Annotated in this window: 12 protein-coding genes; 4 read left to right on the top strand and 8 right to left on the bottom strand. The window is 40.7% G+C overall.

The genetic code is table 11. The features are described 5' to 3' along the window. Positions 1–151 precede the first annotated feature (151 nt). Both G7074_RS07355 and G7074_RS07350 read left to right on the top strand, forming a co-directional pair. Complete coding sequence (locus G7074_RS07355; RefSeq protein WP_124562675.1) at positions 152–2,290, top strand: S9 family peptidase; 2,139 nt, start codon at positions 152–154, stop codon at positions 2,288–2,290. 116 nt (positions 2,291–2,406) lie between these two features. Beyond that, complete coding sequence (locus G7074_RS07350; protein WP_124562722.1) at positions 2,407–3,078, top strand: NAD-dependent epimerase/dehydratase family protein; 672 nt, start codon at positions 2,407–2,409, stop codon at positions 3,076–3,078. Between the two features lie 72 nt (positions 3,079–3,150). On the opposite strand, the gene G7074_RS07345 is transcribed toward G7074_RS07350, so the two are convergent. Beyond that, on the bottom strand, positions 3,151–3,912 hold the full coding sequence (locus tag G7074_RS07345) for a M57 family metalloprotease (RefSeq protein ID WP_124562721.1): 762 nt from the start codon (positions 3,910–3,912) through the stop codon (positions 3,151–3,153). A 318-nt stretch (positions 3,913–4,230) separates the two neighbouring features. Here G7074_RS07345 and G7074_RS07340 point away from each other — a divergent pair, with 318 nt between their 5' ends. Beyond that, a complete protein-coding gene (locus G7074_RS07340) occupies positions 4,231–4,755 on the top strand; it encodes a DinB family protein (RefSeq protein WP_199748432.1) in 525 nt (174 codons plus the stop codon). Between the two features lie 54 nt (positions 4,756–4,809). Here G7074_RS07340 and G7074_RS07335 read toward each other — a convergent pair whose 3' ends face one another. Further along, entirely contained in the window at positions 4,810–4,989 is a 180-nt protein-coding gene (locus G7074_RS07335; RefSeq protein WP_124562720.1) for a hypothetical protein, read from the bottom strand. Positions 4,990–5,296: 307 nt separating this feature from the next. Continuing rightward, a complete protein-coding gene (locus G7074_RS07330) occupies positions 5,297–5,998 on the bottom strand; it encodes an SAM-dependent methyltransferase (protein WP_166207674.1) in 702 nt (233 codons plus the stop codon). A gap of 280 nt (positions 5,999–6,278) precedes the next feature. Between G7074_RS07330 and G7074_RS07325 the strand changes: the two genes are divergently transcribed. After that, positions 6,279–7,952 carry a DUF6600 domain-containing protein gene (locus G7074_RS07325; protein WP_124562718.1) on the top strand — a complete coding sequence of 558 codons (1,674 nt, stop codon included), beginning with the start codon at positions 6,279–6,281 and terminating at the stop codon, positions 7,950–7,952. Between the two features lie 96 nt (positions 7,953–8,048). On the opposite strand, the gene G7074_RS07320 is transcribed toward G7074_RS07325, so the two are convergent. The 5 genes from G7074_RS07320 to G7074_RS07300 form a co-directional block, all read right to left on the bottom strand. Further along, positions 8,049–9,005 carry a discoidin domain-containing protein gene (locus G7074_RS07320; protein ID WP_124562717.1) on the bottom strand — a complete coding sequence of 319 codons (957 nt, stop codon included), beginning with the start codon at positions 9,003–9,005 and terminating at the stop codon, positions 8,049–8,051. Between the two features lie 17 nt (positions 9,006–9,022). Next, a complete protein-coding gene (locus tag G7074_RS07315; protein WP_124562716.1) occupies positions 9,023–10,864 on the bottom strand; it encodes a RagB/SusD family nutrient uptake outer membrane protein in 1,842 nt (613 codons plus the stop codon). A gap of 2 nt (positions 10,865–10,866) precedes the next feature. Next, positions 10,867–11,877, bottom strand: coding sequence for a hypothetical protein (locus tag G7074_RS07310; RefSeq protein ID WP_166207671.1), 1,011 nt, complete (start codon positions 11,875–11,877; stop codon positions 10,867–10,869). Further along, on the bottom strand, positions 11,823–14,186 hold the full coding sequence (locus G7074_RS07305; RefSeq protein ID WP_166207668.1) for a SusC/RagA family TonB-linked outer membrane protein: 2,364 nt from the start codon (positions 14,184–14,186) through the stop codon (positions 11,823–11,825). The genes G7074_RS07310 and G7074_RS07305 overlap by 55 nt, the downstream gene beginning before the upstream one ends. A gap of 261 nt (positions 14,187–14,447) precedes the next feature. Further along, on the bottom strand, positions 14,448–15,620 hold the full coding sequence (locus G7074_RS07300; RefSeq protein ID WP_124562714.1) for a FecR family protein: 1,173 nt from the start codon (positions 15,618–15,620) through the stop codon (positions 14,448–14,450). Positions 15,621–15,680: the final 60 nt, after the last annotated feature.

Here is a 15,680-nt window from a genome sequence, read left to right as displayed (position 1 = left end):
AGCGATAATGTTAAATGGCAATGCCAAAACTTTTGAAGGAGCCCGTTCGATCAATCAAGCTAATGATCTGGCTAAATTTGTATCAGCTTTAATACCATTTATATGCCAAAACAGTCTTATTTTTATCGCCGAGATTAACCAACAACATATTATGAATAAAAATTGGCTTACCGTAACGGCTTGTACTTTAGCCTTTGCGGCAAATGCTCAGCAGAAAGCTTTAACCGTTAAAGATTACGAAAGGGCAGAAAGCTTTATGAGCTATAACACCTCAAAGTACATCGATCACGCAAGTGTACAACCGAACTGGCTTGAAGGCGATAAATTTTGGTACACCACCAAAAGCGAAAATACCGAACAGACTTTTTTGGTGGATCCGCTAAAGAAAACAAAAACTTTAACTACTGAGTATAAAAATGGCTCACCGTCTTCGCCATCACGTCGTTTTGGCGGCCGCAACGAAGTGGTATCGCCAGATGGTAAAAAATCAATTCTGATAAAAGACTATAATCTTTTTGTGAAAGATGTAGCCTCTGGCCAGTTAACCCAGTTAACTACCGATGGTATTAAAGATTATGGATATGCTACCGATAATGCGGGCTGGAAACACAGCGATGCTCCGATTTTACGCTGGTCTCCTGATTCGAAAAAAATAGCAACCTTTCAACAAGATCAGAGAAATTCGAAAGATATGTATCTGGTAACTACCAATGTTGGTGCGCCGGTTTTAAAAGCCTGGAAATACCCTTTGCCTGGCGATAAAGAGATTGCAACCATCAGACGTGTGGTGATTGATGTAGAAAACCCGAAAGTAGTTTCTTTGAGTATCCCTGCCGATCCGCACCGTGCAACTTTAAGCGACGACATTTCGAGTAGTGGTACTTTTGATGATATCGACTGGAAAGCCGATGGTTCGGAAGTAGCTTTTGTATCTACCTCACGTGATCACAAACAGGAAAAATTCCGCATTGCCAATGCAACAACCGGTGCCGTTCGCGAAGTTTTCGAAGAAACTGTAAAAACACAGTACGAATCAGGTCAGGGAGCCATTAACTGGCGTTATCTTCCGGCATCTAAAGAAATTATCTGGTATTCGGAACGCGATAACTGGGGTCATTTGTATTTGTATGATGCAACAACCGGAAAAGTGAAAAACCAGATCACCAAAGGAAACTGGATGGTTAGCCGTTTAGTTAAGGTTGATGAGAAAACCCGCACCTTATATTTCTTTGCAAATGGCCGTGAGTCTGGCAACCCTTACTTCAGCCATTTATATAAAATTGGCTTTGATGGTAAAAACCTGGTATCGTTAACACCAGAAGAAGGTAACCACCAGGTTACTTTTTCACCGTCATTCGAGTACTTTATAGATAGCTATTCGCAACCAAATGTTCCGTCGGTTACCGTATTGAGGAATATGAAAGGCAATCTGATTCAGAATTTAGAAAAAACAGATGTTTCGCGTTTATCTGCTACTGGCTGGAAAGCGCCAACACCGGTTTCAGTTAAGGCTAAAGATGGTAAAACAGATATTTACGGATTAGTTTTTACGCCAACGCAAATGGATGCGACCAAAAAATATCCGGTTATCGATTATATTTATCCAGGTCCGCAGGGTGGAAGCGTGGGCAGTTGGGCATTCTCAGCCTCACGTGGCGACAACCAGGCTTTGGCCGAACTGGGCTTTATTGTAGTGGTAATTGAAGGTACCAGCAATCCCGATCGTTCTAAAAGTTTTCACGATATGAGCTATGGCAACATGGCCGAAAATACTTTACCAGATCAGATTGCTGCAATCCGTCAGCTTTCTGCGAAATACCCTATGGATACTACTAAAGTTGGTATCTGGGGGCACTCGGGTGGTGGTTTTGCCACTGCTGCGGCTATGTTCCGTTATCCCGATTTCTTTAAAGTGGGTATTGCCGAATCAGGAAACCACGATAACAGAAACTATGAGGACGATTGGGGCGAACGTTACAATGGTTTGGTAGAAAACGCTGATTATGAAGTACAGGCCAACCAAAACTATGCAAAAAACTTAAAAGGTAAGTTAATGCTGGTACATGGTATGATGGATGATAACGTTCCACCTTACAATACACTATTGGTAGTAGAAGCTTTGGAAAAAGCCAATAAATCTTTCGATCTGGTTATTTTTCCAAACAGTGCACATGGTTTCGGGGCTTACTCGCCTTATATGATGCGCCGCCGCTGGGATTACTTCGTCCAAAATCTTTTAGGTGCAGAAACACCAAAAGATTACCAAATGCAAGGTTCAGGAAGCAGATAATATTAAAGAGCAGCTATTTAGCTGCTCTTTTTTGTTTATAACATTAATACTATCGTTCAATATGATAAAATGCGAAACAAAGCCTTATTTTTAGGCTATTAATAAAAAGGTTAACGATGGAAAAAGCAAGAGATCAGCGCAATGTGATTATTACAGGCGCTACGGGTATGGTAGGCGAAGGTGTTTTAATGCGGTGTTTGGAAAGCGATCAGATAGATACAATTTTGGTGATTAACCGAAAACCTTGTGGCTATGCACACCCTAAGCTGAAAGAAATTATCCATGCCGATTTTTTAGATTTTTCGGCAATAGAAAATCAGTTGAGCGGTTATAATGCCTGCTTTTTTTGCCTGGGTATTAGCTCTGTTGGGGTCGATGCCGATGTGTATTACAAAATGACTTATACCTTAACCATGCACGTGGCTGAAACATTAAGCAAACTTAATAACAACATGACTTTTTGTTATGTTTCTGGTGGTGGAACCAATGAAAATGGTCGTTTGAAGTGGGCACAGGTAAAAGGAAAGACTGAAAATGATTTAATGAAATTACCCTTTGATCAGGTTTTTAATTTTCGACCGGGTTTTATTAAACCCTTGCCTGGGCAAAAGTATGCGCATAAATTTTATAAATATATCAACTGGATGTTCCCAATTGGCCGGGCGCTTTACGCCAGTGGTTTTTGCACCATGGCCGAGCTTAGCAATGCCATGATCCACACCTTAAACCACCAGAACGAAAGACGGATTTTGGAAGGGAAGGATATTATTGCTATGGCCAAAGAATAAGCTCAGGAGCCATTTTGCTCCCAAGCTTATTTTGTTATCCAAATGAATAGGTTAATTGATTAAAAAATGATCTTAATATAAAGCTGCGGTAGCATCTTTATCTTTTTGCGATAATACTGTAGCACCCGAATTGCATTGGCCGCCGTTCATGAGCGATGAAGCATCGGTTCCGGTAACGCCAGGTACGTTTGTAGCGGTAGATTCGCCACGGGCAGACCAATTGGTATGGCGGAATGAAATGCAATGACCAAATTCGTGGCAAATGGTTCTGGCGCGTTGGGCAAATGAATTGCCTGCAATATAACTTTTGTTAATCTTAACCAAAGCACCTGCGCTACCGCCTGATGGGAATTGTCCCTGGCCACAAGTGCCTGAGCCTAAATTTTCATCTTTAATCAGGATATCATAAGGCGCAGCGGTTACTACATTAAAACGAAGTGTAGAATTAGGTACAGCATTCCATTGGGCAATACCACTGTTAATTTCGCTGGTCATTGAGGTCATGGATGGATCTATAAAAACACGAACGTTTAGTTTATTGGTGCTGTTTACGATACTTCCGGTATAATATTGCTCTGTTTTTGGCCCTTCTGTTACAAAAGGTACTACTATGTTTTTTGGAAACAGAATATCTTCCTCTACAACAAATTCATTTCCATTATCTACAATACTTTCGGCCGGAAAACCCAGATCTTTAATGTATTGCAATACTTTGTCGGCATTTTTTACTGTTTCCTGAGGTTCGTCGGTTAATGTTTCCTGGTTTTTCTTACACGATACGATTACAAGAGCCATCATCGCTACGACAGCGATTGTTTGAATTAATTTTTTCATAAGTAATAAGTTAGGTTGTTTGGATAACAAAACAAATGTAACACAACTTGTTACATTCAATTTTGCTACTCAGCAGAATTTTACACGAAAACTTAATCATATTGCTTTGTGGTTTATGAAAGCTATTTATGTATTTAAATATTTACATGAATACGCTTTTTGTCTGTTATTTTTTGTATGTTTAACTGTTGTAGGAGGGTTGTTTACAATGCTTTTTCGAGGTAAATAAGGAATTTTAAAAATATTTTCTTTCAAAAACTACACTGCCATAGGGTTGTCAGTGTGGTGTGTTTTCTTTGTGTAACTAAAGCAAAAGATATGAATCAAGAACAATTATTCGCCGAAACAAAAGAAGAAACTTCTATTGTTTATTTAATGAAAAATTATGCAAACTATAATTTCTGGGCCAATTTAACCTTGGTAAACTGGTTAAAAAATCATCCGGAAGAATTATTGGAGCAGGAAGTTTTATCGAGCTTTAAAAGCGTAAAATTAACCCTCGCTCATATTTTACAAACCCAGGAATATTGGTACTCAATACTGAGTAAAACCGAATTTGAATTTCGCGAATATGGAAGTTTAAACAATGTTTTTGACACTTTGTTGAAGCAATCAGAAAACCTTGCCGTTTATGTTACTGCATTAAGCGAAAGTAGGTTTGAAGAAAATACACCGATAGAGAGCCCCTGGTTTAGCTGCGATTTTCAAAATTTCGAATATGTAATGCAGGTCTTTAACCACAGTACCTACCACCGCGGTCAAATTGTAACCATTTGCCATAATTTAGGGATTACCGGGGCACCGATGACCGATTATAACTTTTATAATGTGATGGCCAAATAAAATTTTCATAGTTTAACCATAAAAAGAGATGATCTTCCAGGATCATCTCTTTTTTTATTTCTTATTATCGTACTTCCGTTGATTGTCTTTGTTGGAAGTTTGATCGGACCGTTGTCCGCCCCCATTGGTTATGCCTTGTATTTTTTTATCGGTTTTAAGGTCATGATTAGCCCTGTCTGCGATTGAACTTCCCTGAACTGTTGGGTTATTTTTTGGTGTGCCCATGTTTTTCATAACTCTAAAATTTAGTGAATAAATTGCGGAGCGCTATAGTAATAACCAATGGGATTTGGATATGTTTTGATTTTTTAAAAGAGGTTGCTATCGAAACTTCCGCATATCAGTCATTTTTTTACCACCAAAGCACGAAAGCACAAAGATTTTAAGGCATCAGTTTACAATAGGCAATTTGCAGTTACCAATGAACCAGGTACAAGTTTGGAGTTGGTTAATCGATTTAAACAATTAACCGGTTAACCAGTTTTACAATAGGCAATTTACAGTTATCAATGAACGAATGACTAATAAACCATTAAATCGCCTAATACAACAAAAATATAGTTGGCTTTTTATGCAGATCTATTTCTTCTTTGCGCCAGTTATAAACACTTTGGGTTTTAATAAATTCATCTTCAGCAGTTAGGTTACAAGCCACGCAAACCTGAGTATTGGGCTTACAGCTTTTTAAAACCTCTTCAAACAACTGGTTATTGCGGAAAGGTGTTTCGATAAAGATCTGGGTCTGTTTATAACGGCTGGCCGATAAATCTAAATCTTTAATCCTTTTGGTGCGTTGTTCTTTATCAATTGGCAAATACCCCCAAAATGCAAAGCTTTGACCATTAAAGCCCGATGCCATCAAGGCTAAAAGGATGGAGCTGGGGCCAACCAATGGTACTACTTTTATACCGCGCTTATGTGCTTCGGCAACAATATCTGCTCCCGGATCGGCGATACCCGGACAACCGGCTTCGCTCATCAGGCCAACATCTTTTCCCGCAGTAAGCTCTGTAAAAAATTGCCCTAAATCATTACGGTTGTGTTTGCCATAATCGTGAACAATTAAGTCTTTTTGTGGCGTTTTCAATCCGGCTTCTTTTAAAAAGCGGCGGGCTGTTTTGCTGTTTTCTACAATATAGGTGTCGATCTGATTAATCGTATCAACCAGATAAGGAGTAAACGTTTTGTGTGCTACCTCTTCGGCCAATGGTACGGGAATAAGGTATAAAGTGCCTTTTTGCATGTTGCAAAAATACTTACAATAAATAGGATTTAAGTTTTAAAGTTTAACAGTGTTACAATATAATCTCTTTTGTAAACACAGGTGTAGCAAATTTTATTTCTAGCTGACTTATTTTCTGCACAATTAAACTTTGCTTAAAACGTTAAATAAGAGTTAAATATGCCCTGTAGGGCAATATTTCGCGGAAAACATTAAAACTATGCTCGCATATTAAACTTTCTGAATTTTTGGTTCTCTAATTGATACACACACATTAGGTTATTAAAAATAAAACACACAAATGAAAACACTGAAATTTACGGCACTTGTGCTGGGGCTTTTTGGGCTCCTTGCCGGAACCACCACCCTTGTCAGGGCACAAGACTACCAGGACGATTACCAGAACGATGGTTATAGCACTGGTAATATTTCTTTACAAACTTTCTACGATGAGCTTTCGCCTTATGGCACCTGGATACAAGATCCGCAATACGGTTATGTTTGGCGTCCGGATGTAGATCAGAGCGATTTCCGCCCATACTATAGCAATGGCCGCTGGGCCATGACCGAGTACGGAAATACCTGGGTTTCCAATTACGATTGGGGCTGGGCACCCTTCCACTACGGTCGTTGGGTAATTAACAGTTACAGACAGTGGATCTGGTTACCTGATACCACCTGGGGACCTGCATGGGTAGACTGGAGAAGTGGCGATGGTTATTATGGCTGGGCACCAATGGCACCAACCATTAGCATTAATTTAAGCTTTGGCCGCCGTTATGTAGTGCCTGAGTTCTGCTGGAATTTTATACCACAACGCAATATCTACATCAACACATTTCCGAGATATGATTACGGCCGTAACAATGTATATATCCGTAATACGACCATCATTAACAATACTTATGTGTATAACAGAAGAAGTTATTATGGTGGCCCAAGGATTGAGGATATCAGACGTGCAACCAACCGCGATGTAACTGTTTACAGATATGCGCAAAGCAACAGGCCAGGTGCAAGCCGGGTAGGTGGTAGAGAAGTATCTATTTACAGACCAAGACCAGAACGTAACCAGGTTGATAACCGTAGTGCAGCACCACGAAGATTTGAACAAGGCAATGCAGGCATTAGCAGAAATGGCAGAAACGAAGGTTATGCTACCCGCGAACAACGCAATGGTGATAATAATGATAACCGCTTCGGATCAAGAAACGACAACAACCGTTCGGTACAACCCGACAGGCGTAATGATAACAATGTAGGGCGCGACAATAACAACCAACCCAATAATAATAGGGGGGAAGCTTATAACAGAGATGCTAACGGAAGAGTAAGCCGTAATGGTGCGAATGGTATTGATGGCAGAAATGGACAAGGTAATGTAGATAGAAGCCAGGAACAACAACAACGTTTCGAGCAGATGCGTCAGCAACGTAACCAGCAAGACCGCATGAGTCAGGATCAGCAACGAGCACAACGCGATATACAAATGCAACAACGCGGACAGGCTGATCAACAACGTGGACAGCAGGAACGTGCTCAGCGCGATGGCCAGTTGCAACAACAGCGTAACGAGCAAATGCAACAACAACGTGCGCAACAACAACAGGCTCAGCAACAGGAAAGAACCCAACGTGATGCCCAGATGCAGCAGCAACGTAACGAGCAAATGCAACAACAGCGTGCAAATCAGCAACAAGCTCAACAACAGGAAAGAGCTCAACGTGATGCACAGATGCAACAGCAACGTAACGAGCAAATGCAACAACAACGTGCACAACAGCAACAAGCTCAACAACAGGAACGTGCTCAGCGTGATGCACAAGCGCAGCAACAAAGAGCACAGCAACAACAGCAAATGCAGCAGCGACAAGAACAAAGAAGATCTGAAGCTCCGCAACAACAGCAACAACGTGGTGGTGGCGAAAGAAGTGGCTCTGAAGGAGGAAGACCATCGAGAGGTGGCAGAGGATAGATGGAAAAGTCCCGGTGCAAACCGGGACTTTTTTTATGTCATGCTTATTTTCACTCCTTTTGTGGTTCAAGAAGTTAACAAGAACATTTATTGGTGTTATTTTACTTTGAAAACCTGAAATTCGGCTAAATGCGTATATGCCTGAGGCCCTTCTGTCATTTCTAATTTCAAGAACCTCACTTTTGTAGGCGCGTCAAGTTCGTAGTTCTGCAAAGATTTTAAGTTAGGATCCATTATTTTAGCTGTTAACAAATCTGTCCATACAGTTCCATCAACACTTCCTTTTAAGTTAAATTTGGTAAATCCGGTGTTATTGTTATTTCTGGGTGCCATAGAGATGCTGGTTACATTGGTTAAAGTACGCATATCAACCTGGATCCAATGTGGATAAGAGGACGCTGGAGCGGAGTATTGCGAATGCCAGAAAGTTGTCAGGTCACCATCAAGGACACTGGCAAGCGATCCATCGCCTACCTCCGTTGTTGATGCGGTAATAGCCCACCCTGTTCTATCTGCAAGAATCTCTGGCGCTTTGTACTTCACCGTAGTAATAAACATAGTTTTTAATAAAGGATTAATTTTATATCCTGAAGCATCAATAATACTAACTGGTAGCATGTACAGTTTGTTGGGATCCAGGTTTTTAGAGTTGTATTTTAAGGAAACCAGATTAGAAGTAATGGCCCCGCCTGATATGGTTACATCCAGCCCGCTAATGCTATAGGCATTTTCGGGGAGTTTTAAATAGGGCGTAAGGTTTTGGCTGGTGCGCACAACATTTACGCTATCAAAAGCTTTGTCGTCTACCTTAAATTTCACCGCAATATTACTTGAAGGCAAGCCTACAGCGGCAAATGATGCACCAAAATCAAAAGACACAACGGTGTCTTTTGCCGGATAAACTGTAATTTTCTGTGCACTGGCCTGCCTGGAAACATACACCAATGCATTTTCTTTGGTGTCTGATTTTTCAAGGTATGCCTCTTCTTTTTTACAAGCGCTAGTAACGGTGAAAGCCGCTATGATACAGCATAATATTTTATATAATTTCATTATAACATCGGTTTAAATTAATATCCTGGAAGTTGAACAATTTGTTTATTCCTATCCATTTCATTCTGGCGATAGGGAAGGAAATAAAATTTACGTTGCCATTGTACTCTGGAGGTTGCAACTACCCGCTTGTAAAAAGTCGGGTCAGACAAAGAAGTGCCTGCATCCATGTTCATGCCATAAAAATCGCCACCTTGTTTCGAACCTGGTTCATTTGGGATTTTCCATCTGCGTACATCCCAGAACCTGAGTCCAGATTCGTAACACAGCTCAATTCTTCTTTCCAGGCGGATTTGTTTACGCATTTCTATTTGCCCGAGGTCTGCCGGGATTTGTGGTATGCCTCCCCGTGTACGCACATCATTCAGGTATTTTAATATATCTGCATGGCCTGGCTGCGATTCGTTTAAAGCCTCGGCATAACTTAAATATAATTCGGCCATCCTAATCAGCATAGCCGGGCGGGCCGGATTACTGCCCGTACTTAAATTGGTATTGGGATGGATGTTTTTTCTGGCTGTATATCCTGTTTTTGGATAATCTCTGGCATTTGCTTTTTTGCCCGATGATGCCGTAGAAAAATAGGTGACATAAGTTTGTCCGGCAGCAGGTACAACTGGTATTACCGATCCGCTAAAGGTTACATCGACATAAAATCGAGGCTCTCTTCCAACATACATATTATTTGTACCGGTAGAATAATATGGCGTTGAAGTGTTTGTGAACGTTGTTTCGCTATATGTTGGTGTTTCTTTAATTGTACGGCCATCTACCATCCTGAAATCATCAACAAGCTCCTGTAATACACCAATACCATTCCAGCCATTGCCAGACAGAGAATTTTTTGGTGCACAGTGCTGAGACCACCCAGAATGCACATTATTGGCCCTTCTTAGCCATACGCCCTCTTCTTTCCAACCATCCCAAAACATATCTCTGGTTGAATTAAATCCCTGAAGAAATAAGTTGGCATTTTGTTTTATAAAAAGTTTACGACCCTGGGCTATGTTCAGATCAATAGCTCGTTTCATCGCTTCAGCAGCGGCCTGCCAACGGGTAGGATCGTAAGTTTGATTAAATAATTGCTTTCCATCAAAGTTCTTCCAGTCTGCAAATTCTGAATTTCCGTTAAATAATGGGCTGGCATGTGATAGTAAAACCTGCGCTTCAATTGCAGCTGCTATAGGTACGGTAATTCGGCCTACCTGATAATCATCGACGGTGTTGGAACCAGTAAGGTGCAAACTGGTAAGGTTGGCTTCAGATGCACGCATTTCATTCAGCACAAACTTTACGCATTCGTCCCATGAACTTCTTGGAATTTGAAAGTTATCATTTGGTAAGCCCGAAACTAAAGGGGCAATGGCTGCAGGGCCTACTTCTTTCATCAATAACCAATGATAATAAGCCCTTAAAAAACGTGCTTCTCCTTTATATTCCTTTACAATGGATTCGCCGTTTTGCTGCTCTAAAAGCTCTTTACACTCATCCACTCTTTCCAGGAAAATGTTAATGTTCCGGATCAACTGGTAGTATGTTTCGAAGCGTGTTGGCGAATTATCGCTGGTAACTGCTCCCGAATTGATGGTTAGGGCATTACCTGTGCCCCAGTTGGCATATTCCAGTTCATCGCTGATCCCTGCATACTGAAAGCCGTAAGGTTGATCCCATATATCTTCTATACCTGCATAAAGGCCAAAGAACCAGCGTTCGGTATTGGCTCTGTTCGAAAATACTTTATCTATGGTATTGATATTATCTGGTACGGTATCAAAATATCCTTTTTTACAGCTTGTAGGTAGGAAAAGAAAAGGTATCAGTAGGGCCAGAATTAATTTTTTTGCGAATGTGTTTTTCATAATTAGTTAAAATTAGCACGTAAACCTAAGTTGAAAGTTGTAGTATTTGGATAAGATGCGCCACGGCCATCTCCTAGTTCCGGGTCCCAAAACTTCCATTTTGAAAAAGTTACCAGATTGGTACCATTGGCATAAATTCTCAACTTTTTAATAGCAACTTTGCTCAATGCTTTTATTCCAAAGGTGTAACCCACTTCTGCGCTTTTCAACCGGATGTAATCAGCACGTTTTACCCACCAGGTACTCGAATAATAGTTTGTGGTAACATCCTGATTGGTAGATAAGCGAGGGTAGAATGCATTTGGATTAGGGTTTTCTACGGTCCAGCGATCAGTTACCTTGGTGTACATGTTTCCGAAAGTAGCTCCCTGAGAGAAAGGCGTTGTGCCTGTACCACCATTATAACTGAAATCAACCTGGCCTGCACCCTGGAAGAAAAGTACAAGGTCAAATCCTTTGTAACCCGCGCCTACGTTTAAACCATATAAAATTCTTGGAGTACTACCGTAGCCTATGGCTTGCTGGTCAAATGAGGAAATGATGCCATCTCCATTCAAATCCTTATAGCGGATATCACCTGGACGTACATCGCCTGCTTGTGTAGGTGCGTTATCAATTTCATTCTGGTCTTTAAATAATCCCATGGCTACATAACCAAAACGCTGACCAATGGCGTGTCCGGTACGGTTAAGCCACGAGTATTGCCATGGAGGTAAACCGTCAAAAATGTTTTTGTTCTCATTCATGTTGAAGGTTCCCCTGAAAGTTACAAAGCCATCTCTGAAGCTCTTGTTGTAGCTTAAAGTCAGATCGATACCACGGTTCGCTGTTTTACCCACATTTACATAAGGGATATTGGTGTTTGTGAAGCCGGAAATGTAAGGAATAGTATAATTTTGAAGTAAGATGTCGTTTCTCTTTTCTTTAAACAACTCCACAATCAGTTGAAGATCATCTTTTAAGAAATTGATTTCAACACCGAGGTTGTGTCTGAAACCGGTTTCCCATTGCACTTCGCTACCAATCCGGTTTTCCTGATAGCCGGTATAAGCCCTGTCTGCCCCGGAATACCGAAAGTATACGAAAATGCATCGCCTAAAGTAGATAAGAACAAGAAGCGGGAACCGGTATTACTATTGCCTGTTAAACCATAGGTATAGCGGAATTTCAGGTAAGATACAATGTCTTTAACGGGTTCAAAAAACTTCTCATTTGAAGCTACCCAGCCAGCACCAACTGAGGGGAAGAAACCAAAACGTTTGCTTGGAACAAAGTTTTCAGATCCTGAATAACCAAAGTTGGCTTCAACAAAATATTTATCTTTATAACCATAATTAGCCCTTCCTACCAGCGAGCGCTGCCTGAATGGTATAGAATTGATCAGATCGGTTGCATTTCCATTTACATAGTCTGATTGATTGAAAAGAAATAAGCCGGAAACATCATGATTGCCATATTTTCTTGAATAGTTAAGGGAAGTTTCGGTATAAAATCTTCTGTTACTGTTGCGATCGGCCGAAAAACCCAATACATCAGAACCTGTTTCTGCAATTCTGGTGATTAGCTTGCCGTTAGCATCGCGGCCAGTGGCCAGGTAAGATTGTAAGGTTCTTGACCTGGTTAAGCTGCTTCCGTTAACAGCATCGAAGGCAAACATGGTTGAAAAAGACAATCCTTTTGTTAGAAAATCTAGTTCCTGGGTTACTTTAATGTTACTCCTAACAGTATTTGAATAGGTGTTTGAATAGCCGTTTGCCACAAGGTAGTAGTAGGGGTTGAATGGAACACCAGGATATTTAGGCCACTGGCCGTTTGAATAAATAGGGGGTACAACATGGGGAGCTTGTTGAGTGGCGTAATCAAAAATGGCATTTACACCAGCTGATGGCGTGTTGTAATTGGTGATAAATCCGTTAATGCCAAGTTCCAGATTGGTACTTTTGGTTACTTTAACACTTACATTACTGTTAAAATTAAATCTATCCAGCTTCAGTGTCGAATTAAAAGATTGTGCTTCAGCTTGTTTAAACATCCCTTTTTCGGTGTAGTAACCAGCTGATACATAATATCGGGCAGCATCTATGCCCCCGCTTACATTCAGATTGGCCCTGCTGGCACTCGAAAAATCATTAAACAGGTAATCATACCAATTCACGTTAGGGTATAAATCAGGATCTTCTCCGCTGGCATGTTTAGCTATAACAGCCGGATCATATTGTGGCGTTCTTCCCCTGGTGGATAAACTCTCATTATACAAGGTCATAAAGGTAGGCGCATCTATAAAATTCGGAAGCTCTGTAAACTTTGAGCGCGAACTGTTTAACTCGAAATTGATGTTCGGTTTTCCTAGCTTACCTTTTTTGGTATTAATGAGGATTACGCCGTTGGCACCTCTTGTACCATATACAGCGGTAGCTGTTGCATCTTTTAATATGGTGAAACTTTCTATATCTTCAGGGTCAATGTTATTAATAGGCCTGTCGGGAACACCATCTACCACAAGTAGTGGGGATTGAGGGCTGCTGGCAAAAGTTGCAATACCACGAATAAAAATATTGGCTCCGTCTGCGCCTGGAGCTCCACCGCGTTGCGTAGATATTACACCGGCAAGGCGTCCTGCCAGTGCCGAGGTTAAATCCCTTACCGGGATTTTGAGCTCTTCGGGCTTTATGGTAGCTTGGGCTCCCACTACACTTATCTTTTTTTGTCGTCCAAAGCCCACAACGGCAACTTCGTTCAGACTTCCCGATTCTGGCTCCAAAGTAATATCGATATCCACTTTGTTTCGAACAGGTACCTCAACCCGTTTATATCCAACATAGATAAATTCTAGCGAGTCAGTAGCTTCAACATCTATGGCATATTTCCCGTTCAAATCTGTTAAAACACCATTTTTAGTATGTAGTATGCGTACAGTAACGCTTGAAATGGGCAAGCCTAATTCATCCTTAACCGTTCCGCTAACCTTATACTTTGCTTGTTCAATAACGGGCTTTGGCATTGCCGGCCTTTGATCTGGAACTGGCTGGTCTTTTTTGGTAATCACGATTGTCCGCTCGTCAATCGTAAATATAAGCGATTGGTTCATCAGGCAAACCTTCATTACCTGGTCTAATGAAGTATTGTTAAAATCAGCATCGATGGTTCGATTCGTTTTTAATACTTTCGGAAGGTAAAAAACGTCGTAACCCGTCTGTTTCTCAATCTCTTCAAATACCCGGACGATACTTACGTTTCGTTGTTTAAATGTTAGTCTTTGTGCATAGCTGACAGCACTGACCTGCATGATCGTTACAATGAGTAATAACGTCGTTAATTTCATAATTCGCAGGATTTTAGGTACACAGGAATAGGGGCCTAATATTCTTAGGTAAAATTTATACATTTGGTTGTCTTGTTTTAGGTCAAAAAAATAGTTTGCAAGCTAGTTTTACTCAGGCAAGTCATTTGCTGGAGGTGTTGGTCGCACTTCCAGCTTTTATTTTAACCGTACCTGAAAGGAGCTTTCTGTTAATGGTAATTTGCTTTCTTCATGTTTGTTTTTTTTAATTGATTAGTTGATATATTATTTAATTGGTTCTTGTTATTCAACAATGATTTCCCGCCCTTTTACCGTAAACCTAAAGGCATTGGCTAGTTCCATTTTTTTTAATACCTGATTAATGTTGGCATACTTGGAAATCCGGCCGCCCAATAGTTCATTTTTCAATTCGGGTCGCTTATAGGTAACCTGAACATTGTACCATCTGGCAATTTCACGCATTCCGGCTTCCAGTGTTTTATCAGTGAAACGGAAAACTCCATTTTTCCAGGCTATGGCATATTCTGTGTTTACTTTATTAACCGAAATATCTTCGCCACTTACTGTTGCCTGTTCGCCAGGGGTAATAACTTTTTGATTCACCTTGTTTTTAATTTTAACACTTCCCTCCAGCAATGTCGTTTTTGCAGTTAATTCATCGTCGTAAGCGTTTACATTAAAATGTGTACCCAGCACCTCCACTTCCTGATTGCCGGTTTTAACAACAAAAGGATGCTTTTTATCTTTCGAGATTTCGAAATATGCTTCTCCACTCAGGTTAACAGATCGTTTCCCGGAATGGATCAAGGCGGTGCTATAAGAAAGACTGGATGCAGAGTTTAACCAAACCAGGGAACCATCAGGCAATCGAACCTGATAGGTTTCCCCGTTATTGGTAGAGAGTGTGTTGATTTGGTCCGGACGTGTAGTCCCTTTTACTTCATAAACTAACTGGCCGTTTGCAGTTTTGGTAATGGTTACGCCAGCTTCATTTGCAAGCTCACCATTTACTGCGTCAGATAATTTGATTGTTTTGCCATTTGCCAGTTTAAGTGTTGCTCCTGTTGTACCAGGTATAATATGTGTGTCTGTATCGGCTAGTCTGGCTAAACCGGTATTTTGCTTTAAATAAAACAGGCTGGCGCCGAATATAATGATAGCCAGTGCAGCAGCAATTCCTATCCAAAGTTTCGGCCTTCGCGGAGATTGTGGTAAGGAATGAATATTTTTACTTTGTATTTTAGTGAGGATTTCTTCCCCATCGCCAAACAGGAAAACAGCAGGACTAAATTCATTTTCATCAAACTCTTCCCAATAGCTGTTAAGTAATTGTTTAACCTGCTCTTCATTATTCGGATCGGCCATCAGCAATAGAAATTCTTCCTTTTCCCCGGCAGAATTTAAGTGATGCAATTGCCGATCGAATAAAAAATTCAATCTTTGGTTTTCAGTCATATTTGGTTAGGATTTCGGAGAATCTTTACTAAAGACGCAGAAAAACAAAAAACGGGATAT

It is taken from the genome of Pedobacter sp. HDW13 (genome assembly GCF_011303555.1).
In the GTDB taxonomy this organism is placed as follows: domain Bacteria; phylum Bacteroidota; class Bacteroidia; order Sphingobacteriales; family Sphingobacteriaceae; genus Pedobacter.
Note: the sequence above shows the minus strand (reverse complement) of the source record. Positions and strands in the feature narration are given on the sequence as shown.

What these genes read in the sequence shown, in the direction of transcription:
- G7074_RS07355 (WP_124562675.1), top strand. Translation starts at nt 152, where the DNA reads ATGAATAAAAATTGGCTTACCGTAACGGCTTGTACTTTAGCCTTTGCG.
- G7074_RS07350 (WP_124562722.1), top strand. Translation starts at nt 2,407, where the DNA reads ATGGAAAAAGCAAGAGATCAGCGCAATGTGATTATTACAGGCGCTACG.
- G7074_RS07345 (WP_124562721.1), bottom strand. Translation starts at nt 3,912, where the DNA reads ATGAAAAAATTAATTCAAACAATCGCTGTCGTAGCGATGATGGCTCTT.
- G7074_RS07340 (WP_199748432.1), top strand. Translation starts at nt 4,231, where the DNA reads ATGAATCAAGAACAATTATTCGCCGAAACAAAAGAAGAAACTTCTATT.
- G7074_RS07335 (WP_124562720.1), bottom strand. Translation starts at nt 4,989, where the DNA reads ATGAAAAACATGGGCACACCAAAAAATAACCCAACAGTTCAGGGAAGT.
- G7074_RS07330 (WP_166207674.1), bottom strand. Translation starts at nt 5,998, where the DNA reads ATGCAAAAAGGCACTTTATACCTTATTCCCGTACCATTGGCCGAAGAG.
- G7074_RS07325 (WP_124562718.1), top strand. Translation starts at nt 6,279, where the DNA reads ATGAAAACACTGAAATTTACGGCACTTGTGCTGGGGCTTTTTGGGCTC.
- G7074_RS07320 (WP_124562717.1), bottom strand. Translation starts at nt 9,005, where the DNA reads ATGAAATTATATAAAATATTATGCTGTATCATAGCGGCTTTCACCGTT.
- G7074_RS07315 (WP_124562716.1), bottom strand. Translation starts at nt 10,864, where the DNA reads ATGAAAAACACATTCGCAAAAAAATTAATTCTGGCCCTACTGATACCT.
- G7074_RS07305 (WP_166207668.1), bottom strand. Translation starts at nt 14,186, where the DNA reads ATGAAATTAACGACGTTATTACTCATTGTAACGATCATGCAGGTCAGT.
- G7074_RS07300 (WP_124562714.1), bottom strand. Translation starts at nt 15,620, where the DNA reads ATGACTGAAAACCAAAGATTGAATTTTTTATTCGATCGGCAATTGCAT.